The organism is Arthrobacter sp. NA-172, from assembly GCF_043952055.1.
GTDB lineage: Bacteria > Actinomycetota > Actinomycetes > Actinomycetales > Micrococcaceae > Arthrobacter.
Window position 1 is genome coordinate 1,210,716 of record NZ_JBINOT010000001.1, and the last position, 26,779, is coordinate 1,237,494.

The window sequence follows — 26,779 nt, forward strand, 5'->3', positions numbered from 1 at the left end:
GAGGGAGGCGGTGGGGACTTACTTCACGATGCCCTTGTCCTTGAGCCAAGCGGCCGCAGCGTCCTTGGGATTCTGCTTCTGGTTGCCACTGACTGCGCGGTTGAGGTTGATGAGGTCATCCGTGGTCAGAATCTTGGATACGTTGTTCAGGGCTTCTTTCGCCTTGTCCGTCATCTTGGCGGTGTTGTACAGCGGGAGGACCTGCTGGGCCTTGAAGTTGTTCTTCGGATCGTCCAGGACCACCAAGGCATTGTCCTGGATGGACGGCGTGGTGGTGTAGATGTCAGCAACCTGGACGTCGTTGGACAACAGTGCCTGCAACGTGAGGTTGCCGCCGCCGTCGCTGAACGGCTTCAGGCCCTTAAGCACGCAGTTGTAGTTGGCCTTGAGGCCCGGGAAACCGTAAGCACGGGTCTCGAAGGTTGCCGGCGCTGCCATCGTGAGGTCCCCGCAGACCTTGGAGAGGTCTGCGATGGACTTCAGCTGGTACTTCTCCGCCGTCGCCTTGGTGACAACCATGGCGTCCTTGTCCTCGGCTTTCGCGGCGTCCAGTACTCCCAGCCCCTGCGGAAGCTTGGCGGGAAGCGCCTTGAAGACGTCATCAGCCGAGGACCTGGGTGGCGTTGCGCGTCCAGGTAGGACAGCAGGTTGCCCGAATAGTCCGGAGCGAGATCGATCGAACCGTCATGGACGGCCTTGAAGTAGATTTCGCGCGATCCGATGTTGGGCTTGGTGGTAGCGGTAACGCCTGCGGCGTTCAAGGCTCCAGCGTAGATTTCGGCAATCGACCTGGCTCTCCGGGAAATCTGCCGAACCCACGGTCAGCGAGCCTCCGGCACCGGAGGCAGCGCTGGTGGAAGGCGTGGACAGCGGGCTGCCGCCACATGCGCTCAGGGCAAGCGCGACGCCGACTCCGGCCGCTAGGCCGCCGAGCCCGCGGCGGGTCAGGGTGACGGGGTGCTTCATGCGGTACCTCCTTGAACGGCAGCCCCTGCTGGTGCGGCGGCTGCGAGATCTCCGGCGGCCTTGTGGCCGCCGTTCGAATCGATGGAAAGTCCCGACGGGAGGAGGATCCTCTGCGCCAGGGCCAGAATGAGGTCGACGACGATTGCCAACGCCGCGATGAGCAGTGACCCGCCGAGCATGCGGGGGAAGTCCTGAAGGACCAATCCGTCAAAAAGATAACGCCCCAAGCCTCCCAACGGAAGGTACGCCACTACGGAAACTGTCGCGATGACCTGGAGGACCGCTGTGCGGATGCCGCCAAACATGACTTGGAGTCCGTTCGGCAGTTCTACGCGGAACAAAATCTGGAGTTCGGTCGATGCCCATGGCCCGGGCTCCGTCCACCACTGTTGGATCCACGCTGGAAATCCCGGCATACGTCCCCGCCAGCAGCGGCGGCACGGTCAGAATCACAGGGCCCAGACGGGCGGCATGAGTCCGCTTCCGGCCAACAAGGCAAAGAGGACAAGCAGTCCGAGGGTTGGAAGGGCACGCAAGGCACCGGCGAATGCCACAGCGACAACGCGGCCATGTCCCGTGTGGCCAATGAAAAGACCGACGGGCACGGCAATGGCAGCGGCAATCACCGGACCAGCCCGGAATATTGCAGGTGCTCAAGGAGCCTCGTAGCGATTCCGCTGCTCCCTGACCAGTGCACCGGATCCGTGAGCCAAGCGAGGGTGTCCGCAAAGATGTTGCTCATGGGCCGACCCCCGCATGGATCCTGGTATCGGCGATGACCTGGCCCGCTTTAGCCTCTTGCTTCGCGGTTACCGCACTGGCCCGCGTCCAAGGTGTCAGCAGTTTCTCCAGCATGACCAGGAACGTGTCCATGATGAGGGCCAGCAGGAGGATGGCGATAATGCCCACCATCACTTCGGTCACAAATGCGCGCTGCAGTCCGTCGGTGAACAACATTCCGAGGTTCCCGACCCCCAGGAGCGCGGCCACGCTGACCAAGGAAATATTGCTGACGGACACGACGCGCAGGCCTGCGAAGAGCACCGGCAAGGAAAGCGGGAGATCGATCTGCAGGAACCGTGCGGTGGGCTTGAATCCCATGGAGACGGCAGCCATGCGGAGATCGTCGTCAACCGAGTCGAAAGCGTCCATGGCTGCCCGTACCAGCAAGGCAACCGCATAGATGGTGAGGGCAATCACCACGTTGAGCGGATCGAGGATACGGGTTCCGAGGATCGGCGGCAGGATGATGAAGAGCGCCAGCGAAGGAATGGTGTAGAGCAGGGAACTTCCAGTGGTGACAACCACCCTGAGGGTCCGGTTCCTGCGGGCCAGTTGCCCCAAAGGTACCGCGATAAGCAGGCCAAGAACCATGGGAATCAGGGCCAGGACAAGGTGCTCGCCTGCCCGTTCGAAGACCATCCCGCTGTTCGCCAGGAACCATTCCATCAGGTGGCGTCCTCCCGGTTGTGCCGGGTTTCTTCGATCAAGGCCAGGACTTCCGCGCCTTTGAGGACACCGGCGAACTTTCCGTCGTCGTCCACCACAACGCCTAGGCCGGAAGGTGAGGACAACGCGGCATCCAGCGCTCGTCGGAGCGTCTCGCCGCGCCGGAACAAGGAACCTCCCGGAATCAGCCCGGCACCGTCGCGAGGCGAGGCCCAGCCCATGGGCCGGGAGTCGCCGTCGAGCACCAATGCCCATTCGCTGCCGCCCGCGGAAACTTGCGCAATCTCCACAGTCTTGACCGGATGCACCGTCACGGAATCGGCGGCGTTGAACGCCAAGTGGCGGAATCCCCGGTCACGGCCTACAAAAGAGGCTACGAAATCGTTCGCGGGAGCTCGGAGGATCTCTTCCGGTGCCGCATATTGGGCTAGTTTCCCACCGACACCGAACACTGCCACTTTGTCGCCCAAAACCGTGGCTTCATCGATGTCGTGGGTGACGAAGACAATGGTCTTGGCCAATTCGCGTTGGAGCCGGAGGAGTTCCTGCTGGAGTTCGTCGCGGACCACAGGATCCACGGCACTGAAGGGCTCATCCATCAGCAATACCGGCGGGTCCGCTGCCAGGGCGCGGGCCACTCCCACGCGCTGCTGCTGACCGCCGGACAACTGGGACGGGTACCGCTTGCCGAGCATAGAGGCCAGCCCGACGACGTCGAGCAGTTCCTGTGCCCGCTTGCGGGCGGCCGCTCTGGAGACACCGTTGAGACGTGGAACTGTGGCGATGTTGTCCAGCACCGAGCGGTGCGGCATAAGCCCCGATGACTGCATGACATAGCCCATGGAGCGGCGCAACTGGGCGGCCGGTTCACTGGAAACATCGCGGCCGCCGACCGTGATGGTGCCCGAGGTCGGTTCCACCATGCGGTTGATCATCCGCAGGGAAGTGGTCTTTCCACAGCCCGAGGGGCCGACGAATACGGTGATGGCACCCTTATCGATGGACATGCTCAATCCGTCCACAGCGGGTTGCCCGCCCTGATACTGCTTGGTGACGCTCTGGAACTCAATCATGGCTTCAGCCATTCCCGGGCTTACCTAACTGTTGGGCCGCAATATCAACGATGTATTCAATCAACAGCGAACTTATATTTCTACAGCCTAACCAGCACCACCGACGATGTCAGCGCGGGCGCGAAGACCGTAATGAATCGGCAATGCTCAGGGCTGGGAGAGTTTTCCGTTGAGGGGCCGCTCGGTGTGCAAACGGAGGCCTATATCCACCAGCGAGACCCTGTTCAGTCCGGGGACCTTACCCAGCGGTATCCACGCCGCGTGGGTGGTGCTGCCGTCAATCTCGTGGGTCAATTCGCCGCCCGTGATGCTTGCCTCGTAGACCAGGCGGATTGCCTGGAAGTCTCGGTCTGATCCATCCAGCCGTTCCTCGCCCGGCCAGTGACCTACGTCCGTTCCGAGCATTACTCCGATCTCGGCGTCGTAGCCGGTTTCCTCGAGTATCTCGCGGCGGCAACCATCCACGGGGTGTTCGCCCAGGTGCCAAGCCTCCGCCGGGAAGGGTCCACCCTTCTTTGCCGTCTTGCTTCCAGTACGCGAGAAGAATTGATCCGTCACGGATGACCACTCCGTAGGCGGCCGGGCGGGTGTCGAACTGGATGCTCATGGAGCCAGCCTAGGCCTAAGCTGGGAGGAACACTGTTCAGCACATGGAGTTGTATTGTGACCAACTTGGAAACGGCCCCGTCGCAGGAAGTCTGCCCAGCCGGACATCCCGGGCAGGGACCCTTTGTGCAGCTCTGGCCGGCCCGCGAAGTTCCCCTCGGGGGCGTCCGGGCCATGAATGTCTCCCGCACCCTCCCCCAGCGCGGCATGCCGACGGTAGGAGCATGGTGCTTCCTGGACAGCTTCGGCCCGGACCGCGTGGCGATGAGCGTTCTTCCCCACCCGCACATGGGACTGCAAACGGTCACGTGGCCCCTCCAGGGCGAGGTGCGGCACCGCGACAGCGTCGGAAGCGACGTGGTGGTCCGTCCCGGACAGTTGAACATCATGACGGCCGGTCGCGGCATTTCCCATTCAGAGTTCGGCGTCCTGCCAGCAGGACTTCACCCGGACGCGCCCGACGGCGGCGCCCTCGTGCCGCTGTCCCGTGGCCTGCAGTTGTGGGTTGCTCTGCCCGACGCCGTAAGGCACCGGGCGCCGTCGTTCCAGCAGATCGTCGACCTGCCGGTGGTCGCCGCGGATGGATTCAGTGCCACTGTGCTCGTGGGCGAATTCGCCGGACAACGCTCCCCTGCCATCATGTACAGCCCGATTGTCGGCGTCGAAATCTCAGCCTCGGGCGCAGTGCAGCTGCCGCTGAATCCCGTCTTTGAACACGCGGTCCTGGTCCTGGACGGATCCGTGGTCATCGACGGCCAAACGGTTGACCCCGGCCCGCTGGCTTTCCTCGGGATGGGCCGGGAATCGCTCCGCCTCGATTCAGCCCCTGGAAACCCGCTTCATGCTTCTGGGTGGTGAACCTTTCGAAGAGGACATCCTGATGTGGTGGAACTTCGTTGGCCGGACACATGAGGAAGTGGAGCAGGCGCGCGACGAGTGGGAATCCCAGGCGCTCTTGGCCGAGGCTGACGCGAGTGGTGCGCGCTTCGGTTTCATCAAGGGCCACGGGCCCGACGCCGGACCGGAGGCGGGCCGCATTCCCGCACCGCCGATGCCGGGGGTCCAGCTCAAGCCGAGGTCCCGGAACAGGGTTACGGAGTAAGAGTTACGGACTGAGGGTCACGGCTAGGGCAGCTCCGCGACAATCCGCAGCACACCAAAAACGGGTTCCTGATCCATGGACCCGCACATCGGTGATTCCATGTGCGGCCAGTCCCGCCCGGAATGCGGATTGCACGGCTTCAACGTTCATTCCCAGACCGCCGCCCAGAATCACCGGTCCGTCGAGGCCAAGCTGCCGAACGGCCTGGGCCGCCAGCTCAGCAAGATCCCGCCCTGCTTGATCCAGCAACTGCCGGCTGATCCCGAACCCCTCGCGCGCGGTCTGCACCACGGGAGTTGCGCGCTGGGCCCAATAACGCCGGTCCGTGTCCGCTGAATGGAACAGAGCAATGAGTTTGTTGGGATCATCCACCCCGCAGGATTCCAGGAGGGCGACGGTGAGGTCATCAGGTTCCAGCCCTTTATTCATCCGGCGGAGGCTGTGACGCACTGCCTCCCGGCCTAGCCAGTAGCCGCTGCCCTCGTCGCCCAGCAGGAAACCCCAGCCGCCGGCACGGGCTTCGTCTCCGTCCGCGTTCTTTCCCCACGCCGCGGATCCGGTCCCCGCGATGACGGCCACTCCCGTGCTCGCGCCGCCCGCCGCCAGCAGCAACCGGGAATCGTGAACCACCGTGACCTGGGCGCCGGGTACGTGTGGCTCGATCAATTCGGCGAGGGCACGGGCATCGGCGTCGGTGTCTATTCCGCCGGCACCGGCAAGGACGCGGTCCACCTGGCCGCCGCCGATCATCGCGAAGAGGTCCGCGAGGTTCTTGGCGGCCGTTTCCCGGCTGACGTTCTGGACGTTGGAACTGCCGGTGCTCTCGTCGCGGACCGGAATGCCGTCCTCGAACCGCACGCCGCGCGTCTTGGTGCCACCGATGTCCAATCCGATGACCGCGGCCGGGACCGATGCGTCGTCGGGCAGGTCGGTCGTGTTCTCTGGAGTCTCCACGTCCAAAAGCGTAGCGCGGGGGTACTCCGTGATCCTATTGGCTTCCGGACCGCGCTTTGACGAGCCCGGCGAGCAGGCCGGGCCCCTCGGAGAGGACCAACTCGCGGAAAAGCCGCACGGGATCCGGTTCCTTTCGGCGTTCCCGCCAAGCAATCCCAATCTCGCGGTAGGCGAGTTCCGAATCAAGGGACACTTCCACCCAGCCGAGGTCCGTAGAATCCAGCACTCCTTGGGGCCCCGGCCCCAATCCCCCGGGCGGGAGGATGCTGTAGCCCAACCCGGCGGACACCAGCCCGCGGATCGTGTGCGAATCCTGGCTTTCGAATGCAAGCCTCGGACGAAATCCCGCATCCCGGAAAATCGCGTCGGTCAACGAGCGCAGGCCGAAACCGGGTCCCATCGAGATGAACGGCTCATGCTTGAGCTCGGAGAGCCGCACGCTGGGGCGTCCGGCAACGGCATGGCGGTGATGGACGACGAGCCGCAACGGCTCCCGGTACAGCGCTGCCGAGCCGATGTTCCTCCCCGCGGTGGCGACCGGAGCTATCAGGGCGAAATCGGCGTCGCCAGCAGTGAGCAATTCCAGGCAAGCCGCGCGAGCTCCCTGGGTGAGCTCGAACGCCGTGGAGGGGTGCCGTCCCCGGAAGGCGCTCATCAGCAACGGCAGCGTCGCTTCGCCGAAAGTGTGCTGGAAAGTCACCGCGATCCGGCCACGGACCACGTCGGATTCGTGGCGGACCACATCCAGTCCGGCTTGAAATTCGGCGAGCGCGGCTTCGATATAGGGAAGCAGAGTCTTCGCGGCCGGAGTCAAGCGCACGCCGCGGCCTTCGCGAATGAGCAGTTCGGTCCCGACGACGGCGCTTGCCCGGGCCAGCGCTCGGCTCACCGTCGATTGCGGTACTCCGAGCAACTCGGCAGTCTCAGTGACGTGTTCTGTGCGTCCAAGCTCGGCGAGCAGGGGAAGCATGGGCAACAGTTGGATCAGCTGCTTGTGTTCGATGTCCATGCTTGCCTCCGGTTCGAAATCATCCATATTTGCCATGAATCCTAAGTGAATCATGCATTGGAATCATCACTTGTAGTCGCCATACTGTGGAAAAGTGAGTACAAGCGCAGTATCTGAAAGCAGCATCGAGTCAACGTGGGAAGGCCATCTGAAGGGCTCCACGGCGTACCGGAGGATCCTCGCCGGACTGGCCCTCGCCGGGGTGGCCACGTTCGCCCAGCTGTACTCCACCCAGGCGGTGTTGCCGCTCATGGCCACCGAACTCCACATCACTGCGGCCGAGGCTGCACTCACCATTTCCCTGGCCACTGTGGGCCTCGCGGCAACCGTCCTGCCTTGGTCCTTCGTGGCCGACAAGATCGGCCGCGTGCGGGCCATGGCCATCGGCATCGCCGCGGCCACAGTCCTGGGCTGCTCGTCCCCATGGCTCCCACGTTTCCCCTCGTCCTCGGCTTGAGGGCCTTGGAGGGCATGGCCCTGGGCGGCATTCCTGCCATCGCCATCGCGTACTTGAACGAGGAAGTCAACAAGGTGCACGCTGCGTTGGCGGCAGGAAGCTATGTCGCGGGAACCACCCTCGGCGGGCTGGCCGGCCGATTGCTTGCGGGTCCGATCGGCGAGTTGTGGGGTTGGCGCGCAGCCGCCCTCGCCGTCTCTATCCTGGCAACGCTCTCGGCAGCCCTTTTCCTTCTCCTGGTTCCGAAGCCGCGACGCTTCACCCCCAGTTCGGCCGGTGGTTTCCGCGGCGCCATGAAGACCCTGGCCGGCCACTCTTCCAACCCCCGGCTGCTCGCCCTGTACGTTCAGGCATTCCTGCTGATGGGCGGCTTCGTGGCCGTGTACAACTACCTCGGATTCCGCCTGCACGCGGAACCCTTCGGATTACCTGCCACGGCGGTGAGCCTGATCTTCCTGGCCTATTTGTCCGGGACCGTGAGCTCCCGTTGGAGCGCCGGACTGTCCATGCGCTTCGGCCGCCGGACCGTATTGCTTGCGGGGATCGCGACCATGACCGCCGGGCTTGGGCTCACCTTATGGGACAACATTGCCGCGATTCTGGCAGGTCTGGTGGTCTTCACGGGCGGTTTCTTCGCGGCCCACAGCATCGGAGCAGGCTGGACCGGCACCATTGCAAGCAGCGGACCCGCACAAGCTGCGTCCCTGTACAACCTCTCCTACTACCTCGGATCCAGCATCATCGGCTGGGCCGGAGGACTCGCTTTCCAAGCCTTCGGGTGGGCCGCGCTCGCCTGGACGGTCATCGCCATGGGGTGCACGACGGCGATGATCACCGCCGTCGTGCACCGCTCCCCCGGGCGGGAAATCGCCGTCGTCGGCTCCTCCTTGGAGGCAGTGGGGCAGCGAAAATAGCGGGAGCTAACGCGTGGACTCGATGGCCTGGACCAGATCGTCGACAATATCGGCCGGATCTTCCAAGCCGATCGAAAGCCTGAGCATTCGCGCATGCGGCTTCGCCTCCGGGGACACCGGGCGGTGGGTCAATCCGGCGGGGTGCTGGATGAGCGTGTCGATTCCGCCCAGCGACACCGCGTGGGTGATGAGCTTCACCGCGCCAGGCATGCGCTCCGCGTGCTCGGCTGATTCGAGGTCGAAAGATATCAATGAGCCCGGTCCGCTCATCTGCGTTCCCACCAGGTGAAGGGGATCGCACTCGGGAAGCCCCGGGTAGTACACCTTGGCGACAAGGTCGTGGCCTGCGAGTGCTGATGCGATCTTGTGGGCGTGGTCCTGCTGTGCCCGGACGCGGAGGGGAAGCGTCGCCAAGCCGCGGTGCAGAAGGTAAGCAGGCCACGGAGTCAGGATGCCCCCGGTTACCGCACGGACCCGGCGAAGCCGCGTGGCCCATTCTTCGCTTGTTGCCACCACTCCACCCATGGCATCGCCGTGGCCGCCCAGGAACTTCGTGGCACTGTGAAGCACCATCGCGACGCCGTGCTTGAGGGGTTGCTGGAGAACCGGCGTGGCGAAGGTGTTATCCACCAGCACGGGGACATCTCCCGCGTCGGCCACCAACCGCGTCAGGTCCACCAGGTCAAGGCTCGGGTTCGCCGGGGTTTCCACCACCACCAAACCGGTGTCCGGGCGGAGGGCATCCCGCACGCCGGAGGGTTTGACGAACGTGACCTGGTTTCCAAGGAGTCCGCTGGCGAGGACGTGGTCCGTTCCGCCATAAAGGGGCCGGACAGCGACCACGTGAGTCTTGCCCTCTGATTGGGCAGCGAGCAACGCGGCGCTGACGGCGGCCATGCCTGACGCGAAACCGACGGATTGCGACGCACCTTCGAGGGCAGCAACACCGTCCTCGAACCTGGCTACCGTAGGATTCCAGAGACGCTGGTAGACCGTGCTCTGGCCTTCGAGGTGCACGCCGCCCGTGGCCATCTGCTCGTAGGCAAGTCCGCCGTCGTGGACTGAGGGCAAAGGTGCGGTGGTTGAAAGGTCGATGGGAACGGCGTGGACGCCCTGTTCCGTGAGTCCTGTCCGGCCCGCGTGAACCGCGAGAGTGTCGAAGCTTTTCACTGCTCTCCTTGAATTATTCGCCGTTGAATGCGGTAAGTATCTGGCAATAATTCGGAATTTGACAGTGCAAATGAATGGATTGAGCGGAAATTGGCGCTTATGATGAATACACCGCACTTTCAGGAGGATCCGTGAGTACCACCACGAAGAATGTTCGACCCGTCGGCGTCAGCGAGCCCTTGGACGCGATCGACGAACGCATCCTCGCCGCCTTGGTTGACGACGCCCGGATTTCCAACAAGCAGCTCGCTGAGCTCGTTGGAATTGCCCCGTCCACTGCGCTGATGCGCACGCGTTCGCTCTCCGAGCGCGGGATCATCGAGGGTTTCGAAGCCGTCCTGAGCCTGCCGGCAATCGGGCGTTCAGTGCAGGCCTTGATCGCCGTACGCCTGCGCGCCCACGACCGTGACCAGATTGACCGCTTTACCGCCCGCGTTCCCGCGCTCCCTGCCGTGATCTCCACGTTCCATACGTCCGGCTCCGTGGACTACTTGTTGCATATCGCGGTAGCCAACACGGACCACCTCCGCGACTGGGTCCTGGACAATCTCGCCACGGACCCCGTGGTGGGCCATACGGAGACCACCCTGGTCTTTGCCCACATCCAGGGCAACCACGGACCGCTGCCGGAATAGCAACGCTTGCCGGCTTCGCCGTCGGCCGCAGAGCTCAGTGGCGCGGCTCTATGCCGGAGTGCGCCGCCCCCATTGCATCTTGGCGCAGATCGCCGAGTTCCTGCCGACGCCTGAAGGCTGCCCGCTGCAGGGCCACGTCCACCGGCGGGATGTAGCGCCTGCGCTCGGACCACGAAATCAGGGTGGCTCCTATGCCTTCGGCTGCCGACTCGAGCCTGGAAGGCCGGCGGTAGGTGCCGCATGTTGCGGTAACGCTGCTCATGACTCTTTCCCTTCGGTGGATGCTGCGTGCGACTTCGCGTCGCGGGATTTTTTGTCTCCGGCCCAAGCAGGGACGCCCAGGATCGGGAAGGCGTTGAAGTGGATCTGTACGGGACGCGCGTCCTCCGGCTCGGGTTCGCTCCGGATTTCGTCCAGCAGCTTGCGGGCCGCGGCCTCCATGGCATGCGCATAACGGCCCAGCTGCTCCGCTGACATCCGGGCGTTGGCCGTGTTGACGATGGCCGCCTCAAGCCATTCCTGCTCCAAGGAGTCCATGCCGTGGGCCATGAAGTCGGCCAGGACAGCCTGCCTGCTGCGTTCGAATTCACGGGTGACCAGCCGGGAGGCTTCCTGAGTTGCCGGTGAATGGGCCAGATCGGGTGAGGTGATCTGGATGGCCCCCTTTGGCCGTTCCCACCACCGCTCCCTCGCCGTCCCTTTGCCTTGGACCTCACGGACGAAGTCAAACTTGGCGAGTTGCCGCAGGTGATAGCTCGTGGCCCCGCTGGATTCGTTCAGGAGTTCGGCCAGGCTGCACGCCGTTTGCGCCCCGTATCGGGATAGCATCTCGAGGATTTGCACGCGCAGGGGGTGCGCGAGCGCTTTGAGGGATGCTGTATCGACCTTGCGGACGGGGAATTCCGCTTCCTGAACCTTGTCCATGCGGAACACGCTACGCTTGCAAAGAAACCTTTGCAAGCACTTCTTTGCAAATAAATCTTTGTGAACTGTTCCTTGTTGTTTGGGCGCCGCTCGTGGGAAACCTCAGCCCTTACGGCGAACTCCACGGAGTGACACGGCGGCCAGCACTATCGCCGCGATCCCGCACACCACCGTGAAGTAGCTTGCCGCGACACCTAGTCCAAGGACCGAAGCAGCCATTCCAAGACCGATAACAGGCACGGCGCTGCCAAGGTAGGTAATGACGTAAAGGGTGCTGATGATCTGGGCATGCCGTGACGCCTCCACCTTTCCAGCAACGTCATTGAACACAAGGCGGAACGCGATGCCCTGCCCGACCCCGGCAGACAGGCTCGCGGCCACGAGCAGCACTGGACTGGACAGGGAGGCCGCGGCGCCAACCAGGACAATGGAAACACCCAGGACCGCCAGCCCGGCGGGCACAGCGAACCTGCTGCGGACGGTCAGCAATTGGCTCAGTGCCGACGCACCCAGCGTCAATCCGGCGAGGAGCCCGGTCATGGGGCGGGAATCGGCGTGCACGACGACGGCGAAGTAGCCAGGTGCCAGCGAAAGGCAGAATCCGAACACGGCAAAGCTCAAGAAGCCCACGCTCGAGGCCAGCCAGAACGCGCCTCTAGCCTCCCGCGAAACGGAGGGCCGCCGAGGTGCGAGCACCGTGTAGGGCCGCGGGCCTTCGGCAGGCCGAATCGCGGGCCGCGCTTTAAGCAGCCAAAGCGGCGCAAGCAAGAAGAGCAGGACTGCGGCGTGGATGAAGAACGGTGTCGACGTCGCACCGGGCAGGAGCGAGAGCAGTCCACCGATAGCAGGACCGGCGGCCACGCCTCCGGACGAGGAAAGAAGCGTGAAGCGCGAGGCCCACTCAGGCCGGTAAGGGAGCAATTCGCGGAGCGCCGCAGAGCTCGCGCCAGTGGCAAGGCCGACTGCCACCCCCTGAAGCATCCGGCCGGCCGAAAGCATCAGGAGATTGTCCGCGTTGGCGAAAACAAGTCCACCCGCCAGGCCAACGAGCACGGCCAGCACCAGGGCCGCACGCCTGCCGATATGGTCAGACCAGTGGCCGGCCAGCATCAGCACCGCCACGAGCGCCAGCACGTAGCTCGCAAAAGCGATGGTGACGCCGAGCGATGTAATTCCCAGTTCCGCTTGAAGCAGCGGATACAGCGGGCTCGCCAGGTTGGCACCGACCAGCAGTGTGAACATTACGACGCCGGCCAGGACCAGCCGCGCCGTAGTGGAAGCATCCCAGCCCCAGCGGTCGGCGGTGGCCGGACGCATGCGGAGTTCGCTAAAGACAGTCATTCCCGTGCCTTCGCCTCAGCGGCCATACCGGTGCCCGGCTTTGTGAGCCGGGACAGTCACGGCCCAAATATTGATGGCAACAGAATGTCGCATTCTTGCCGGATAGGGCAGATATCCATGGAATAATTGATCAAAACAGTCAATATTGATGCTATTGATGACTGCAGATGATGCGGAGTGACGATGTGAACGCCCTTGACCCGACCGATCTGAAGATCCTGCTGGAGCTGATCCGTGATCCCCGGGTCCAGATTGGCGAACTCAGCGATTCCCTGGGTATTGCGCGCAATACCGCCCAATCGAGGATGCGGCGCCTGGTCCGTTCGGGCGTCCTGAACGACGGCGGGCGCGACGTTGACCTCGAAAAGGTGGGGTACGACGTCGTCGGCTTCGTGACGCTGGAGGTGACCCACCGGGAACTCGACGGCGTGATCGGAGCCCTGCGCCGCATCCCCCAGGTACTCGAGGTGCATGAGATCTCCGGAAGAGGGCGATCTCCTGTGCCGGGTCGTGGCCACTGACACGCACAACCTGCAGACCGCGCTTCGCTCCATCCTCAGGATCAAGGGCGTGATCCGCACGGAAACGGTCCTTGCCCTCCACACCCATATCCCCTACCGGGCAGAGCCGCTCATCGGCAGGCTCGTGGACGCGGCGGAGACGGCCGGAAGCGCAAAACGGGGCAAACCGCAGGTTTCCATCCATTCACCCACCAGCGAAGCCGATTAGGATTTCAGAATGGATTGGCTCTCTTCAATTTCGCACATCAACTGGCTTGCCATACTCGTGGCCTTCGTTTCAAGCATGGTCATCGGATTTGTCTGGTACATGCCTGCGGTCCTTGGCCGGCAATGGATGCAGGCCATCGGCAAGACCGAGGAAGACCTCAAGAAGATCGACGGCGGCGCTGGAATCTGGATCCCCATGATGGTCGCCGCAGCACTCACCAGCATCCTGTTGGCGATTCTGATCGGCAGCCTAGGCGTGCACGGGAGCGTGGCCGGTGGGTTCTTTGCCTTGGTGATGGCCGCCGTTTTCCGCGTCGGCGGGCACGTCATCCACAACGGTTTCGCGGGCAGGCCGTCCGCCGTGACCCTCATCGACTCCGGGCATGACATCGTGGCCATGACAGTCGCCGGTGTAATCATCGGGGCGTGGCAGTAGCGGGGCGATGATGGAGATCGACGGAGACAGGGACTCCCGGGCCTTCAGCAGGGGCAAGATCATTACGCCCGGAACGCCGGCGCAATTGGGCGCCTTCGGTTTGTTCCCGCCGTCGACGTCGCAAGAGCGGGTCCTCACCCTCGCAACGCGGGAACTCACCGTCAAAGCGGCCGGCGACGTGCTCTGGGTCAGCTTCCTCGCGCTATGCGGCGTGCCGACGTCGACGGCGGACTACTTGGCCTTGGCGGACGGGTACCGAACCTGGGTGATCGACGGCGTACCCTCGCCAACGGTCGAGTCGGTTGCCGGGTCCGCAACAGGCCTGGCAACGGTTCAGCAATGTGGTGGATGTCCTGTACCGCCAGGACGTCACGCTGTTCCTGGTGGGCCACGGCCCGTTGGACTGGGACTTGGCCCAGGATCCGGCCCACCGGACCAGCGCCCAGCCCGTTGACGTGGCCAGAATCGGGAGCCGCCTGTCGCTCCTCGGCAGGGTGGAATCGTCGGCGCCTTTTGAAGAGGCAGAGGCCGGAGGTAGCTGAAGGCTGATTATCGGTCGCGACGCGTGGGCTGCCCGGCTGAAGGAGACTGGCCGTCAGTCCAGCAGCGACGTCAGCTCGGCGACAATCTCGCGAGCCGACTGCGGCCGGTGCACGTGATCGATCGAAAGGCCCGCGTACCACGGCATCATCCCGGGCTGCTCGGATCCGCTGGCCGCGGGCAGGGTGCTTCGGTTGCCCACGGACTGGGCCCCGTCGAGTGAGGCCCGGATAACGCGCACGGTTGCGGGCCAATCGCCGTCGTCATCAAAATGATCGGTGAGCACGGTGTCGCCGGCCCTTCCGGCGATCAGTGCAGCAAGGTACTTCGGATGAACCCCCGCCTCCCGGGCGGCAAGGAATCGCGTGCCGATGCGCACCGCATGCGCTCGGGCGTCGATCAGTTCACGAACCCGCTCAGGTGTGCCGATGCCGCCTGCCGCGACGACGGGAATGCTCACGCTCGCCAGGGTTTCGGGAAGCAGCTCGTCAAGGGGACCTGTTCCCCGGACGTGGCCACCGGCCTCGATCCCCTGGATCACCACAAGATCGCACCCTGCCGCCTCCGCCAAGACAGCCTCCGCGGCGGAACCTACCTGCCACGAGACCAGCGCGCCGGCTTGGTGGCCTGCTTTCACGGCCGCGGCTGCGGGCTCGCCCCAGAAGAACTCGACCACCCGCGCCCCGCGCGTCTGCTCGGCTATGCCCTCGAACGTTGGCAGGTAAGGGAGAAGGAACCCCATGCCCAGCGCGCCGGCGGGGTGGGCAGGCAAGCCGAGCCCCATCGGAAGCATACCGAGGCCGCCGGCGGCCGCGACTTCCTGTGCCAGCTCCTCGGTTCCGACCCCGCCGAGGGCGGCCAGTTGCAGGGGCAGCTTGCAGCCGACCAGATCGGTGAACGGTGTTGTTCTCACCGCTGCATTGTGACACGGCAACCGCCCGCGTGGTATGGAGGCCGCCGTCGGGGTGGCGTCTGTCATTGAGCGATAACAGGCCGTCTACTCATCCATTCGGCACGAAGTATTGAAAATACCTCTTTGTCGTAACGATTCCCCTCGTAGACCCAGCTACTGCGAAGAACGCCTTCCGAACGCATACCTAGTCGATGCGCGACGGCAACACTGCGGTCGTTGTCGGTGCGGCATCGCCATTCAACGCGAGACATCCCCCGCTCTACGAAGGCCCACTCCATGAGCAGTTCGACTGACCGGGTGATGAGGCCGCCTCCGACAGCATTGGGTTCGAGCCAACAGCCGACCTCGCAAATGCCCCAGACCGAATCAAACGTGACAAACATCGCGCCTCCGACGAGCTTGCCTTCGTCCCAGAGGCCATAGATGCGCGCTCCATCATTCGCGGTGGCTGTGGCGTAACGCTGGAGGGTAGCGCGGGCACCGTCAACGGTGTCGGTGACGAAAGCCGGTCCGACCCATGGCCGGATATGGTCTCTTGCCCGGCTCATATGCTCTGCAAACTCGCTGGCGTGCCAAGTCTCAAGAGGCTTCAAGACGACCCCGTCCCGCACGACTGTTTCAAACATGGTTTCTCCAGAAGGTCTCCCCGGGTTTGATTGCCCTGGGGGTGGGTGAATTTCTTGCCTCGGGCGGCGTCTTGGTGGACAGCTAGGGAGCGCACCTCCTTTCATGGTGTCCGCGGCCGCCTCGCGGTCCCCTGCTGTCAGCTTCGCTCGGGTTGCCGCATTGCTCCTTCTGGCCCCGAGCAACCGAAAACGTCGCCCTTCATTCGGCCGTAATTCTCACTCCAGCGACGGCCCCGGTCCAAGGACCATTCGGGTCGTGTCGCATCAGCACTGCGGCGACGTATCCTTCCTGCAACTCGACAACCTGCGACGAAACGCCTGAGCAATCAAGATCGAGCGACAACGGATCCTCGACCCCGGGGCGGAGATGAACATTTGCGCGTTCTGGATGCCTACGCAAGCTGCCGTGACCGTATAACGGCCGGTTGTCGTCACTTTTACTGTTTTGCTGAAACCGACCCCGGGTCCGTCGGCAGGGCCGGAGTCGTCAAGGAGCACAGCACCTTGGGCTACTGCAAGGCGTTTCTCCAATTCGGCGTAGTTGCGCGTTTCGGCATCCAGGATCTCCGGGCCCTTCGTCGACGCTGCAGGGGCGGGGCGGCTGCTGCGCTTGACGGTTGCTGTCTGCATCGGATCACCCACATCCTCATAGGTGCAGGCTGCCAGGACAACGACCGGCAGCATGCCCAACACCGTCGCCGCAGCACGGCCGACTAGTCTCGTTCCCCCACGGCCTGACATGGGGCGAGTCTACGGTCCGTTCGCCGAAAGGCAAGTCACACCCAACCCCCGATAGGGTTGCGAGCCCAAAACGGCCACGAACGAACGCTCCAAAGGATTGCAACGTTGAGCGAGCGCGTCGGTGGCTACCTGATGTCACGCAGACTTGAACCGCGAGGCTATTGACTCACGCATGGCCGCCACATCAACGGCGCCGGCTGTCTCCTCTACAAGTACTTTGGCTAGCCGTTTCGGCCGCAGGACGTGAACGCCGCGAGTCGAGAACGCACCCCCAAGCAGAGGCCAGTCGGCTTCGATGAAGCACAACGCCCCGGTGACCGGAACATCCCCAACAAGGTCGCGCACGACGTCGACCTGTTTGATTGCCCCATCGACCAGCTTCGTGCAATCACGACGGCCGACGAGAAGCTTCTCGACGCGTGGGCGAAGGATGCCGCCCTCGATCTTCAGCTCAGGCCGTCCTTTGTACCGCTTGGCGTCGATCACCCAGATTCCACTTCGAGTGATGGCGATGTGGTCGATGTTGGCCTTCGAGCCGGGGATGCGGCGGTCGTGAAGAACCGCGACGTCATCGGTGGCCAGAGCATCCAGCCGAGCGCCCAGGCGTTCCTCACCGATCGCACCTCGATCCCAAGCCTTGGTGCTTTGCCGCTCGTCAACGAGGGCGACCGCGAGGCCACCGAATTGACCCCACTTCGCACGGGTCTCCTCCTCGTCCTTCGCCTTGCGGCGCTCATATTCACGTCGGGCGGACGCCCCGGCTACTCCGGACTCAGTGGACGACTCAGCCATATCAGGAACCTTTCCGGGGCATGCCGCCTTGGATCGACGTCGAGCCCTCAGCGCCTGGGCCTCGTACCCGGGAAGGACCACACCGTCGGGAAACGTCCGGGTCTCCACCAGGCTCAGGTTCACCCAGCTGTCCAGTTTTGTGAAGAACGGCGTGCCGCCGCCCACCAGGACCGGATGGGTGACGATCGCGTACTCGTCGATCAGCCCGGCCCGCATGGCCGCCGCGGCGAGTGTGGCACCGCCGATGTCCATGGGGCCGCCGTCGTCGGCCTTGAGCCGGGTGATCTCGGTGACCGCGTCGCCGGTGACCAGGCGGGTATTCCAGTCGACCGTGCTGGTCGTCGAGGAGAACACCACCTTCGGCATGTCCCGCCAGCGGCGGGCAAACTCGATCTGCGCCGGTGTGGCGCCAGGCTGCTGGTCGGCGGTCGGCCAGTGCGAGCTCATCGTCTCCCACAGTTTGCGCCCATATAGCGCCAGGCCCGTCGCCTCCACCCGGTCGCACCACCATTGGAACAGCTCGTCGCTCGGTATGCTCCAGCCGAGGTCGTCCCCGGGCGCGGCGATGTAGCCATCCAGGCTCAGGTTCATGCCGTAGGTCAGTTTGCGCATGGCGCCAGTCTCCCGTGAGCCGGTATTCGTTGTACAGACCAGCACGGCGCGGAAAAGTCGTCGGTCAGGCCACACGGAAGGCCAGTTGACCACCACGCCAAGCAGATGCTCAGTTCGGGAGGGATCCCTCAACGGAAACTTTGGGGCGGTTCCAACACGCCAGAGCCGCCATGGTAGGTGGCTCAACAGTAAGAGGGACTTGGCAGTGGCACGTAGGGGGTTGCGCGGGTAGTCGTGTCGAGAAGAACTGACTCCCGGTCGATTGCGCCTTACGCAAAGGATGCATGAAACCTAAAATAGCGAGTCCGAGGATGACGGGCTGGCTAGCCGAGCATCCCGCCCATGGAACTGACCCCGTGCTTATGTGCGGAGCGGCGGACGATCACGCCGCGTGCGACCAGGCGGCCAAGGCAGCGCGGATAGCCTCGGAGCGGTTGAGGTGCTCCCGCTCGGCCCGCGCCATTACCGCCGCTAGTTCCTCGGCCGTCAGTCGTACGGGAATGACCTGCGACGCCTCCGCGCCCCGAGCGGGGCGTCCCATCCGCGACTTCAGCTCCTCGACGTCGTAACCAGCCTCGGCTTCCTTCACCCACTGATCGATTTCGGCCTCGGAGACCTCGCGCCCATGCATCTTACGTTCCATGCAAATAATCGTATTACGAATACTTTCACTCTGGCTAGATGGGCCTACTGTCGCCCGGTCGCCTCGGTCAAATGCGCGCCGCGCAACTGGCACTGACAACTCCGGCGAGACGCACGTCGCGATTCCGTACGCTGACTGGTCCGGTGAGAAAACGGACAACTGTGTTGAGACCGGAGACCCTGTTTCGCGACACCGGCGGTGGGCAGCGCGCCGGTGTCATTCCCGCCGTCGCCGACTGCTCCGCAACTTCGACCGGCTCATGTCTTCCCCGCCAAGCGCCCGATACTACCTTTAGCATTTCGCGTCGCGGACAGCCGCTTCAGAGCAACAAAGCCAGCCCGACGCCGGCTGCCGCGGCTCCGACACAAGCCGCCATGGTGCCTACTCCGTTGAGGAGGGCCAGGCCAATCCGTCCGCTCTGGACAAGCCTGACGGTCTCCAAGCTTGCCGTACTGAAGGTCGTGTATCCACCAAGGAATCCGGTGCCGGCAATCAACTGAAGGGATTCGGGAGCCTGATGGGCCATGACCAGCCCCGCCAGGATACCCATGAGCAGCGACCCGGAGACGTTAATGAAGATAGTGCCCAGCGGCAGCGCAGTCCGGGCCCAGGACCGGACCACCCCGTCCACGACGAAACGGGCGGCCGCCCCAGCGCCGCCCGCGAGCGCTATCAGAAGGAGGGTCATGGCAGGGACTTCTGACCCTGTTGTGCGGATTTGTGCCGGAGCGCCGCGAGCCAAATACCCAGTGTTGTTGCCGCGACACCGCCTAACAGGCTGACTGCCATGTACCAGAAAGCGTCCATCCCGCGTCCTGCTCCGAAGAGACGCACCGAGTCGAGCGCGAGGGTGCTGTAGGTGGTGTAGGCCCCAAGGAAACCACTTCCAATGCCCAAGCGGGCAATCCGGCGGAGACCGGCGTCGGGCCCGCTCCGGGCGAGCGCTTCGAGGAGCCAGCCCAACGCGAGCGCGCCTGTCAGGTTGATGAGCAAGGTGGGCAGCGGCCACGCATCCGGAGCCGGAATGGCCACGCCAAGCCAATAGCGGCTCAGCGCGCCCAGGATTCCGCCGGCCGCCACGAGCAGAACGAACCGCCCGTGCAGATGGAGCGGGCGGTGCGGATGCCGCCCCGTTGGCGCGACCTGGGTTTCGGCTCCGGGCGGGGCTGTGCTGCTTTCCTTCATTGATCCCTGCTTGGGTCCTGACCGCCCAAGGGAACCACAAGCACAGGGCAGTTTTGACGATGTGCCAGATGCAAGGCTATCGATCCGGTCACCAGTCCTTCAAACTTCGATCCGAGGCCATGTTCCTTGGTTCCCACGACGATCATGGAAGCCTTGATACTCGCGGCGTAACGGCCAAGTGACCGTGCTGGCTCGCCGGCGAGCGTCACAAAGGACCACCGCACGCCCGTTCCGTCGAGTTGATCCGCGATGCGCGACTTAAGCGATTCCGAGATGGCCGCTGCGTCGTCGTCGATTCCATCGGGGTCGATCGGTTGGGCCGCCAGATGCCCGTCTCGGTCGCCTGCCGCAGGGAAGCTCGTGATATCGGCAAAGGCCAGAACCAATTCCCACCCAGCGCTGAGGGCTATTTCTGCGGCCTTCTCCACGACGGTAGCGGACTGGTTCGGGAGCACGCCCGTCAACACGGGTCCGGCCAGCCGAGCCGGCCGATGTCCGGCCAGAGGCGTGTCATCGCCACGGGGAACGCTCATGGAAGCCTCCAAATGTCCGGGTTGTCAGGATGTGGTTCTTCCATCTTGCTCCAGTATGGGCTTCTGCGACTGGCGCTGTCCCAAGCCCTAGGCGAGAATATCGATATGTGCGGTCGGTTCAGTGTCGGTTTCGAAGCAGACTATCTCTCCAGAAAGCTGGGTGCGGTACTGCGCGGTGATACCGACTACCCCTCGCCGACGCTCCAAATCAATCCCACTGACCCCGTGGCTTTCTTGCGTGGGCGGGCACGAGACGGCACTGTGGGACGGGAGCTCGCAGCGGGGCGGTGGGGCCTGGTTCCCACCTTCTCAAAGTCCTTCGATTCGAAGGTGCCCACTTGGAACGCTCGCTCGGAAACGGCCGGCGGGATTCCCACCTTCAAAGCGTCCCTGCCCAAATGGCGGGCAGTGGTCCCGGCTTATCCGGTACCCCTTCTGGGCTGTCTTTAACGGCGTCAAGAGCGGCAGCACGCTACGCCCTTCCTCTTGAGGACGGGTTTATCCGGTAGCTGTCTTTAACGGTCCCCGAGATTTCACCGACGAAGCGGCGTGTCGTTCCTGGCGGGACGGAATGCTGATCAGCGTTCCCGTTCTTTGGCGACCGAAGGAACCCGTGGATGGTGAGAGTCCAGCGTGTCCGGATCAACGACAACGACATTACGTGGACCGTGCTCGGTGACGACCTTCTTCCCGTGGCCGTTATCGAGTTGTTCCTCGAGCATCTCCGTCAGACCGGTTGTTCACCGAACACTGTGAAATCCTATGCCCGGGCACTGCAGTTGTGGTGGCAGTTCCTGGGCTTGCGGGACAAGCCGTGGGACGCCTTGGTGTTGGAGGACCTGTCCGGGTTCCTTGCCTGGATCCGGAGCGGGGTTCCCCCGGGTGTGCGCCTGATCCGGGAACCGGGTGAGCACCGTATCTCGGATGCCACGGCGGCCGTGCGGTTGCAGGGTGTCCGCTCGTTTTACCTTTTCCATCAATGGCGCGGCGCCGACATCAGTCCCAGTTTGTTCTCCTCCCACCCCGCAGGGTCTCCCTACAAACCGTTCCTCGGGCACACGCGACGGCATGAGCCACGGGCGGCGACGGTGCGGGTGCGAAGACGGCGCAGGGTCGCCCCTGTGCTGACTCCTCGGCAGATCGAGGTGATCAAGGATTCCTGTGCCCGGTTTGACGCCGAAGCCGGAGCCTGGACGGGGGCCTTGCGGGACAGGTTGTTTTTTACCCTTTTGGAAGAAACGGGGCTCCGGATGGGTGAATCCTTGTCCCTGCAGCACCGGGACTGGCATACAGGCCAGGGCGAGAGCCCGTTCATCGAGATCGTGCCACGGACCCATCCGCACGGGGCTCGGGTCAAGGGCGGGAACTACCGCAAGCTGTATATCTCCGACCGGCTGGACCGCCTCTATGCCGAGTACATATGGCAGTTGTGCGAGGCAGGGATGGACCTTGCCGTGGGGGCCCTCAATGAGGCGTACGTCTTCGTGAATCTGCACGGACCACGGAAATTCGGTCCGATGCGGCCCGAGACGATCTACAAACTGGTCGGGCGGATCCGCCGCAGGCTGGGCAGCAACACACCACCGGCCTGGACGCCGCATTGGTTCCGGCATACCCATGCGACGGCCTTGCTGTTGTCCGGGCGCCCTCTGCACGTTGTCAGCCGGCGGCTGGGACACGCGGACGTGCAGACGACGCTGGACATCTACGCGTGGGTGACCGAAGACGAGGAACTGCGGGCCTTGGCCGAATGGAAGACCGTAACGGAACGATGGAGAGACGGACATGAAATCGAGCTGATGCCAGGGTTCTCGGGGCACTCCAGGAGCACAACAACCGCCCTTTCGACCTGACCGCGAACCTGGCCCTTCTGGAGCAAGTGCCCGAAGTGCTCCAGCTTCTGCACTACACGAGACAATCGATCCCGGGCCAGTATCTGAGGTCTTTTGCCTATTACCACGATAAGATCGGCAACGTTCACTTGGACGGGCTGCCCGAGACCATGCAGCGGGAGTTGATGTTCGTCATCTGGCGGATCATTGACATGGGCGGCCGGGTGCCCTGCGCCTCACTCGGGCTGCTTTGCCGTGAACTTGCCGAGACAAGCCGGAGGCTGAAGAGCCGCGGGCTGCCTTCGGCAAGCCTGATGGACCGGACGCCTGGCGAATGGCGGACCGAACTGAACACCACCTGGGCCCGCCGGATCAAGGCGCTGCCGAATGCCTCGACCATGCGCACGATCGCCGGGCCGTTGGACAGGGCCTGCAAGCTTCTCTGGTTTGCCTACGACGACAGCCCTTGGTGGGAGCGTGAAGTGTGGTCCCTGGACATGGACCCCCGGATACCGCGGCGCGAACAGGAACCCGCACGCGGTTACACCATCCATTGGCACGACGTGGAGCCACAATGGTTGCGCCGGGGAGCGATGTTCTATGTGAAGACCCTGCTGGAAAGCGGTCGGGCAACATGGACGACCGTGATGGGTCAAAAACACTCCTTCCGGCTCTTCGGGACGTTCGTCACCGAACGGGGCCTGGCCTCGCCGCGGCTTGCCGAGGATGAGACGAAGGTCCGGGCCATCATGATGGACTTCCTGACCTGCGACTCCTTGCGCAGCGCGTCCGGGCGGCAACGATCACACTCCACCATCGCCGGCATCACCGCGGCGGTCCGGGGGCTGTATGGGTTCATGCACGACCATGGCGAGGACGCGGCCAGCGCAACCGGCGATCCCCGGTGGGCTGGGCTCAGCCCGGAGTATTTACGCTTCTGGAGGCCCGGGGACGTCCCCCGGTTCAAGAAGCAGGCTTTCACGGAAGATCATCTGTTCAGTGACCAGGTGCTATCCCGGATCGCGGCGCAGGCACCGCTGCTCGCCGCTCCCCAGTCCGAGGGAGGCTTCGGAGATCCGCAGGCCATGCGGATCCTGCTGCTGATGATCGCCACCGGACGGCGGCTAAGTGAAATCTGCATGCTTGACGCGAATCCCCTGCTGCCGGTCACCGGACCGGAACCCAAGGACGGGACACGCATCGCCAAACTCTGTTACCAGCAGACCAAGATCGAGGGCGCGCCCGAGACGATCTTCGTCGACTCCGAAGTCATCGAAATCATCGCCGAGCAGCAACGCTGGCTCAAGTCCCACCTTGAAAAGGTCGGGATCACCGACCCGCCAGCATATCTTTTCCTGAAGGACCACAACAACCTGCACTGCCGGCACCACTACTACAGCCATGTCTTCCGCAGGCAGATGGAGAAGCTGGTCCAACGGGCAGAACTGAAGGACGATGACGGCCAGCCGCTGAAGCTGTCCAAGACGCACCGTTTCCGTCACACCAAGGCCACCAGCCTGATCAACGCCGGCGTGCCGCTGCACGTCGTTCAACGCTATATGGGGCATGCGAGCCCGGAGATGACAATGCACTACGCCCAGACACTGGACTCCACAGCCAAAGCGGAATTCCTGAAATACCGGAAGATCACGACGAACGGCGAGGGCCCCGGGGTTTCCCCGGAGGATCTGTATGACCTGATGGCTCTGGACTCCCGAACGGACAGGGTGCTTCCCAACGGCTGGTGCACCTTGCCTCCAACCAAATCCTGTGACAAAGGCAATGCCTGCCTTGGCTGCGATCTCTTCGTCACCGACGAGCGGTTCCTGAACGTGCATGAAGGTGAACTCGTCGCGCTCGACTCCTTGATCGACAAACGCCAGGAAGCCCACACAACCCGCACCGGCGAACCCATGTCGGAGAACCATGTGTGGCTGACCCTGAGGCGCAGGGAACAAGGCGCCCTCGGGACCATCATCGAGACACTGAAAGGACCGGACCGTCGGAACGGGCCCGTGAAAGGCCCCGGCACTGCCCCCAGAGCTGAGGCCGACATTGCCAAAGCACCACGACAGGTCGCCAGATAATGGCGCGAGGCAACGTTGAGAACCTGCGTAAGGCTGCCCAGGCAAAACACGCCGCCGCCATCAAACGGGCCGAGACAGGACTGCGGGGTCTACTCAAGAGCGGAGAGCCCGTCAACTTTGAAGGCGTCGCCGCCGCAGGCGGCGTCTCCAAAGACTTTCTCTACCGCACCCCGGACCTTCGCGAGCGTATCCAGACACTGCGCTCCCGGCAATCTCCCGTCTCCGCGCGCACGGCACCTGCCCCGGCGTCAGATGAAGGGCGGGTACCCGACACCAGCAGCATCATCCGGACACTCACGTGCAAACTCACCGAAGAACGCGCCAGGAGCCGCCAACGAATCACCGAGCTCGAGACCGCCCTGGCCGCAGCCCACGGCCAGATCCTCATCCTTCAACGCCAGCAGGGCACCCGGCCATGGACGCCATGGACCGGACCCGGGATAATGGGCTCATGTGTGGACGATACGTTGTCTCCAAGTCAACCGCTGATCTGATGGCCGCGTTTGACGTCGACGAGTCCTATATCGACGAGCTGACCCCGTCCTACAACGTTGCGCCCACCGACCCCGTTCCCCTGATCCTGGACCGCAGCTCCGGTGAGGGTGAGCCCGTGACCCGCAAGCTGGTCACGGCACGCTGGGGGCTGGTCCCGTCCTGGGCGAAAGACCCCAAAGGCGGCGCACGGCTGATCAACGCCAGAATGGAAACCGTCACCGAGAAGCCATCCTTCCGGAAAGCCGCCTCGAAAAGACGCGGATTACTCGTCGGCGACGGATACTACGAATGGCAGAAAACCCCCGCCGGGGGGAAGGTCCCGACATACCTCCACGGCGTCGAGGACCAGATCCTCGCCTTCGCCGCACTGTTCGAAAACTGGCCCGACCCCGCCCTGCCAGCGGACCACCCGGACAAATGGCTCCGGACAGCCACGATCATCACCACTGCAGCCTCCGATACCCTCGGCCACATCCACGACCGCACACCCCTGATCGTGCCCCCGGACATGTATTCGGACTGGCTGGACCCCGACACGACCTCCGAAGCCGACGTGCGCGCGCTGCTGGACTCCATGCCCGAACCACACCTGGTGCCCCCTGGTCGTCAGCGACAAGGTCAATTCCGTCCGCAACAACGGACCCGAACTCATCGAACCGGTCCCTGGCTGACAGCTAACGGCTTCCTCGTAGCTTCGCCCGCTCATTCTGCGTGGCCGAACTCGGCGAAGTCCCGCTGGTCGGGCCAGCCCGGCGAGGTACCGGAACACTACACGGGTTGGTGTGGCATTCTACTGGCCGGGGTTTGGTTCTTCGATTTGGAGCTCGATGCGATCTGTTGGCCCGGCGGCCGCTGTCGGCGGGGACGGCACGAAGCATATCCTGATGCGGATGACTGAACTATGCTGTCGGACAGGGCAGGTATCCGTTCGCTGGCTGGGGCCAGCTGTATTTCCCGGAGATTTGCACTCGCTGTGTTTCTGAGGATTTCCGGAAGGTCTCATGTCACTCTTCTCAGCCTTTGCGCGCAAACGCCAGGCCGTGGGCTCCGGGGAACACGGCGCCGTGGCGGTGCTCATTGCGTTGTTGATGGTGGTGCTTCTGGTTTTCGCCGCACTCGCCATAGATGTCGGAAGCATGTACGCGGAGAAGGCGCAGCTGCAGAATGGTGCCGACGCCGCAGTCCTGGCCATCGCCCAGGACTGCGCGAAGAACGGTTTGGTCACTTGTCAGGCGAACGCGCCCGCAAAGGCACAATCCCTGGCCGCCGCGAACGTCAACAACGGGCAGGCCGGGGTTCAGCCCCCGGTATTTCCGAACGCCAATTCGGTCAAAGTGACTGCGGCCGCCGGCAAGAACGGATCCGGTCTCAACATGTCCCTCGCCCCCGTCACTGGGAATCACCAAAGCGTCCGTGACCGCGACCGCTTCCGCGGCATGGGGCAGCCCCATCAAAGGGAATGCGATCCTGCCGATTGCGCTTTCCCAGTGTGAATTCACGCAGTACGGTTTCCGCGGCAACACCGAATTCGTCATGCGCTACGACGGCGCGCAAGACACGACTTGCAACGGACGCGGCGGAGCAGAAATCGCAGGGGGATTTTATTGGCTGAAGCACAGCTCAACGGTATGCAGCACGTTCGTGGACATTACCTTGGCTCAGACGCCGCGGGATCCTTCGCCGGCTTTTCCGGACATCTGCCGCGCCAGCCTTCCCGCGCTGAAGACGGCGAACACCGTGCTGTTGCCGGTCTACGATCTGGACTCCCCCTCGAACGCCGTTTATACGAAAAAGACCGCGTTTTCCCTCTACACCTTCGCCGCCTTCAAGATCACCGGGTGGAAATTCAGCCAAACCGACCCTTCACTTCAATGGAACCTGCCAGCGAGCCAGTGCGGCACCGGATGCCTGGGCATCAAAGGCTACTTCACCCAATTCGTCTCCGTCGACAGCAGCTTCGAACTGGGAGGACCAGCCAACGGCGCGACCGTCGTCAAACTAACCCTCTGACCCTCT

General features: G+C 63.6%; 25 protein-coding genes and 8 pseudogenes. 13 read left to right on the forward strand and 20 right to left on the reverse strand.

What is annotated here, in order from left to right:
- Nucleotides 1-18: 18 nt before the first annotated feature.
- From ACF0H6_RS06015 to ACF0H6_RS06035, 5 genes and pseudogenes are all read right to left on the reverse strand, one after another.
- A pseudogene (locus tag ACF0H6_RS06015) lies at nucleotides 19-966 on the reverse strand (ABC transporter substrate-binding protein).
- Nucleotides 963-1,708 (reverse strand): annotated as a pseudogene (locus ACF0H6_RS06020) (ABC transporter permease). Before ACF0H6_RS06020 ends, ACF0H6_RS06015 begins: the two co-directional pseudogenes overlap by 4 nt.
- Nucleotides 1,705-2,415 (reverse strand): ABC transporter permease, encoded by a 711-nt coding sequence (locus ACF0H6_RS06025; protein ID WP_395248843.1) that lies wholly within the window; start codon nucleotides 2,413-2,415, stop codon nucleotides 1,705-1,707. Before ACF0H6_RS06025 ends, ACF0H6_RS06020 begins: the two are co-directional and overlap by 4 nt.
- Nucleotides 2,415-3,500 (reverse strand): ABC transporter ATP-binding protein, encoded by a 1,086-nt coding sequence (locus tag ACF0H6_RS06030; protein ID WP_395248844.1) that lies wholly within the window; start codon nucleotides 3,498-3,500, stop codon nucleotides 2,415-2,417. Before ACF0H6_RS06030 ends, ACF0H6_RS06025 begins: the two co-directional genes overlap by 1 nt.
- A gap of 135 nt (nucleotides 3,501-3,635) precedes the next feature.
- Nucleotides 3,636-4,095: pseudogene (locus ACF0H6_RS06035) on the reverse strand (NUDIX hydrolase).
- Between the two features lie 56 nt (nucleotides 4,096-4,151).
- Here ACF0H6_RS06035 and ACF0H6_RS06040 point away from each other — a divergent pair.
- Nucleotides 4,152-5,196 (forward strand): annotated as a pseudogene (locus ACF0H6_RS06040) (pirin family protein).
- Nucleotides 5,197-5,219: 23 nt separating this feature from the next.
- On the opposite strand, the pseudogene ACF0H6_RS06045 reads toward ACF0H6_RS06040, so the two are convergent.
- Together ACF0H6_RS06045 and ACF0H6_RS06050 are read right to left on the reverse strand one after the other, a co-directional pair.
- Nucleotides 5,220-6,150, reverse strand: a pseudogene (locus tag ACF0H6_RS06045) (N-acetylglucosamine kinase).
- A gap of 34 nt (nucleotides 6,151-6,184) precedes the next feature.
- Nucleotides 6,185-7,159: a LysR substrate-binding domain-containing protein gene (locus ACF0H6_RS06050; RefSeq protein ID WP_395249893.1), complete on the reverse strand. Its 975-nt coding sequence runs from the start codon at nucleotides 7,157-7,159 to the stop codon at nucleotides 6,185-6,187.
- Nucleotides 7,160-7,283: 124 nt separating this feature from the next.
- Here ACF0H6_RS06050 and ACF0H6_RS06055 point away from each other — a divergent pair.
- Nucleotides 7,284-8,530, forward strand: a pseudogene (locus ACF0H6_RS06055) (MFS transporter).
- Nucleotides 8,531-8,536: 6 nt separating this feature from the next.
- Here the strand turns inward: ACF0H6_RS06055 and ACF0H6_RS06060 are convergent.
- On the reverse strand, nucleotides 8,537-9,700 hold the full coding sequence (locus ACF0H6_RS06060) for a trans-sulfuration enzyme family protein (RefSeq protein ID WP_395248845.1): 1,164 nt from the start codon (nucleotides 9,698-9,700) through the stop codon (nucleotides 8,537-8,539).
- A 131-nt stretch (nucleotides 9,701-9,831) separates the two neighbouring features.
- On the opposite strand from ACF0H6_RS06060, the gene ACF0H6_RS06065 reads away from it, so the two are divergent.
- Nucleotides 9,832-10,335 (forward strand): Lrp/AsnC family transcriptional regulator, encoded by a 504-nt coding sequence (locus ACF0H6_RS06065; RefSeq protein WP_395248846.1) that lies wholly within the window; start codon nucleotides 9,832-9,834, stop codon nucleotides 10,333-10,335.
- Between the two features lie 34 nt (nucleotides 10,336-10,369).
- Here ACF0H6_RS06065 and ACF0H6_RS06070 read toward each other — a convergent pair whose 3' ends face one another.
- The 3 genes from ACF0H6_RS06070 to ACF0H6_RS06080 form a co-directional block, all read right to left on the reverse strand.
- Entirely contained in the window at nucleotides 10,370-10,597 is a 228-nt protein-coding gene (locus ACF0H6_RS06070) for a 2-nitropropane dioxygenase (RefSeq protein WP_395248847.1), read from the reverse strand.
- A complete protein-coding gene (locus ACF0H6_RS06075; RefSeq protein ID WP_395248848.1) occupies nucleotides 10,594-11,259 on the reverse strand; it encodes an ArsR family transcriptional regulator in 666 nt (221 codons plus the stop codon). The genes ACF0H6_RS06070 and ACF0H6_RS06075 overlap by 4 nt, the downstream gene beginning before the upstream one ends.
- A gap of 102 nt (nucleotides 11,260-11,361) precedes the next feature.
- Complete coding sequence (locus ACF0H6_RS06080) at nucleotides 11,362-12,600, reverse strand: MFS transporter (RefSeq protein ID WP_395248849.1); 1,239 nt, start codon at nucleotides 12,598-12,600, stop codon at nucleotides 11,362-11,364.
- A gap of 167 nt (nucleotides 12,601-12,767) precedes the next feature.
- Between ACF0H6_RS06080 and ACF0H6_RS06085 the strand changes: the two are divergent.
- The 3 genes and pseudogenes from ACF0H6_RS06085 to zapE all read left to right on the forward strand — a co-directional run bounded on the left by ACF0H6_RS06085 (nucleotide 12,768) and on the right by zapE (nucleotide 14,218).
- Nucleotides 12,768-13,329, forward strand: a pseudogene (locus tag ACF0H6_RS06085) (Lrp/AsnC family transcriptional regulator).
- Nucleotides 13,330-13,338: 9 nt separating this feature from the next.
- Nucleotides 13,339-13,764: a DUF1761 domain-containing protein gene (locus tag ACF0H6_RS06090; protein ID WP_395248850.1), complete on the forward strand. Its 426-nt coding sequence runs from the start codon at nucleotides 13,339-13,341 to the stop codon at nucleotides 13,762-13,764.
- Between the two features lie 7 nt (nucleotides 13,765-13,771).
- Nucleotides 13,772-14,218, forward strand: coding sequence for an AFG1/ZapE family ATPase (zapE, locus tag ACF0H6_RS06095; RefSeq protein ID WP_395248851.1), 447 nt, complete (start codon nucleotides 13,772-13,774; stop codon nucleotides 14,216-14,218).
- A gap of 141 nt (nucleotides 14,219-14,359) precedes the next feature.
- Here the strand turns inward: zapE and ACF0H6_RS06100 are convergent, their stop codons facing one another.
- The 9 genes and pseudogenes from ACF0H6_RS06100 to ACF0H6_RS06140 all read right to left on the reverse strand — a co-directional run bounded on the left by ACF0H6_RS06100 (nucleotide 14,360) and on the right by ACF0H6_RS06140 (nucleotide 20,349).
- Nucleotides 14,360-15,217 carry an NAD(P)H-dependent flavin oxidoreductase gene (locus tag ACF0H6_RS06100; protein WP_395248852.1) on the reverse strand — a complete coding sequence of 286 codons (858 nt, stop codon included), beginning with the start codon at nucleotides 15,215-15,217 and terminating at the stop codon, nucleotides 14,360-14,362.
- Between the two features lie 62 nt (nucleotides 15,218-15,279).
- Nucleotides 15,280-15,843 carry a GNAT family N-acetyltransferase gene (locus ACF0H6_RS06105; RefSeq protein ID WP_395248853.1) on the reverse strand — a complete coding sequence of 188 codons (564 nt, stop codon included), beginning with the start codon at nucleotides 15,841-15,843 and terminating at the stop codon, nucleotides 15,280-15,282.
- 264 nt (nucleotides 15,844-16,107) lie between these two features.
- Nucleotides 16,108-16,584: a hypothetical protein gene (locus ACF0H6_RS06110; protein WP_395248854.1), complete on the reverse strand. Its 477-nt coding sequence runs from the start codon at nucleotides 16,582-16,584 to the stop codon at nucleotides 16,108-16,110.
- 135 nt (nucleotides 16,585-16,719) lie between these two features.
- Nucleotides 16,720-17,376, reverse strand: a complete 657-nt coding sequence (locus ACF0H6_RS06115; RefSeq protein WP_395249894.1) for a nuclease-related domain-containing protein — start codon at nucleotides 17,374-17,376, stop codon at nucleotides 16,720-16,722.
- Between the two features lie 54 nt (nucleotides 17,377-17,430).
- Nucleotides 17,431-17,988 (reverse strand): annotated as a pseudogene (locus ACF0H6_RS06120) (dihydrofolate reductase family protein); the annotation flags it as partial.
- A 382-nt stretch (nucleotides 17,989-18,370) separates the two neighbouring features.
- Nucleotides 18,371-18,631: a ribbon-helix-helix protein, CopG family gene (locus ACF0H6_RS06125; protein ID WP_395248855.1), complete on the reverse strand. Its 261-nt coding sequence runs from the start codon at nucleotides 18,629-18,631 to the stop codon at nucleotides 18,371-18,373.
- 319 nt (nucleotides 18,632-18,950) lie between these two features.
- Nucleotides 18,951-19,319 (reverse strand): fluoride efflux transporter CrcB, encoded by a 369-nt coding sequence (gene crcB, locus ACF0H6_RS06130; protein ID WP_395248856.1) that lies wholly within the window; start codon nucleotides 19,317-19,319, stop codon nucleotides 18,951-18,953.
- A complete protein-coding gene (locus ACF0H6_RS06135; RefSeq protein ID WP_395248857.1) occupies nucleotides 19,316-19,816 on the reverse strand; it encodes a fluoride efflux transporter FluC in 501 nt (166 codons plus the stop codon). Before ACF0H6_RS06135 ends, crcB begins: the two co-directional genes overlap by 4 nt.
- Nucleotides 19,813-20,349, reverse strand: a complete 537-nt coding sequence (locus ACF0H6_RS06140) for a universal stress protein (RefSeq protein ID WP_395248858.1) — start codon at nucleotides 20,347-20,349, stop codon at nucleotides 19,813-19,815. The genes ACF0H6_RS06135 and ACF0H6_RS06140 overlap by 4 nt, the downstream gene beginning before the upstream one ends.
- A gap of 105 nt (nucleotides 20,350-20,454) precedes the next feature.
- On the opposite strand from ACF0H6_RS06140, the gene ACF0H6_RS06145 reads away from it, so the two are divergent.
- The 7 genes from ACF0H6_RS06145 to ACF0H6_RS06175 all read left to right on the forward strand — a co-directional run bounded on the left by ACF0H6_RS06145 (nucleotide 20,455) and on the right by ACF0H6_RS06175 (nucleotide 26,773).
- Nucleotides 20,455-20,799 carry an SOS response-associated peptidase family protein gene (locus ACF0H6_RS06145; RefSeq protein WP_395248859.1) on the forward strand — a complete coding sequence of 115 codons (345 nt, stop codon included), beginning with the start codon at nucleotides 20,455-20,457 and terminating at the stop codon, nucleotides 20,797-20,799.
- 167 nt (nucleotides 20,800-20,966) lie between these two features.
- Entirely contained in the window at nucleotides 20,967-22,202 is a 1,236-nt protein-coding gene (locus ACF0H6_RS06150; protein ID WP_395248860.1) for a tyrosine-type recombinase/integrase, read from the forward strand.
- Between the two features lie 26 nt (nucleotides 22,203-22,228).
- Nucleotides 22,229-24,268, forward strand: a complete 2,040-nt coding sequence (locus tag ACF0H6_RS06155; RefSeq protein WP_395248861.1) for a tyrosine-type recombinase/integrase — start codon at nucleotides 22,229-22,231, stop codon at nucleotides 24,266-24,268.
- Nucleotides 24,268-24,762: a DUF6262 family protein gene (locus ACF0H6_RS06160; RefSeq protein ID WP_395248862.1), complete on the forward strand. Its 495-nt coding sequence runs from the start codon at nucleotides 24,268-24,270 to the stop codon at nucleotides 24,760-24,762. The genes ACF0H6_RS06155 and ACF0H6_RS06160 overlap by 1 nt, the downstream gene beginning before the upstream one ends.
- Nucleotides 24,762-25,661: an SOS response-associated peptidase gene (locus tag ACF0H6_RS06165; protein ID WP_395248863.1), complete on the forward strand. Its 900-nt coding sequence runs from the start codon at nucleotides 24,762-24,764 to the stop codon at nucleotides 25,659-25,661. Before ACF0H6_RS06160 ends, ACF0H6_RS06165 begins: the two co-directional genes overlap by 1 nt.
- Before the next feature lie 103 nt (nucleotides 25,662-25,764).
- On the forward strand, nucleotides 25,765-26,256 hold the full coding sequence (locus tag ACF0H6_RS06170) for a pilus assembly protein TadG-related protein (protein WP_395248864.1): 492 nt from the start codon (nucleotides 25,765-25,767) through the stop codon (nucleotides 26,254-26,256).
- Complete coding sequence (locus ACF0H6_RS06175) at nucleotides 26,177-26,773, forward strand: hypothetical protein (RefSeq protein WP_395248865.1); 597 nt, start codon at nucleotides 26,177-26,179, stop codon at nucleotides 26,771-26,773. Before ACF0H6_RS06170 ends, ACF0H6_RS06175 begins: the two co-directional genes overlap by 80 nt.
- Nucleotides 26,774-26,779 lie beyond the last annotated feature (6 nt).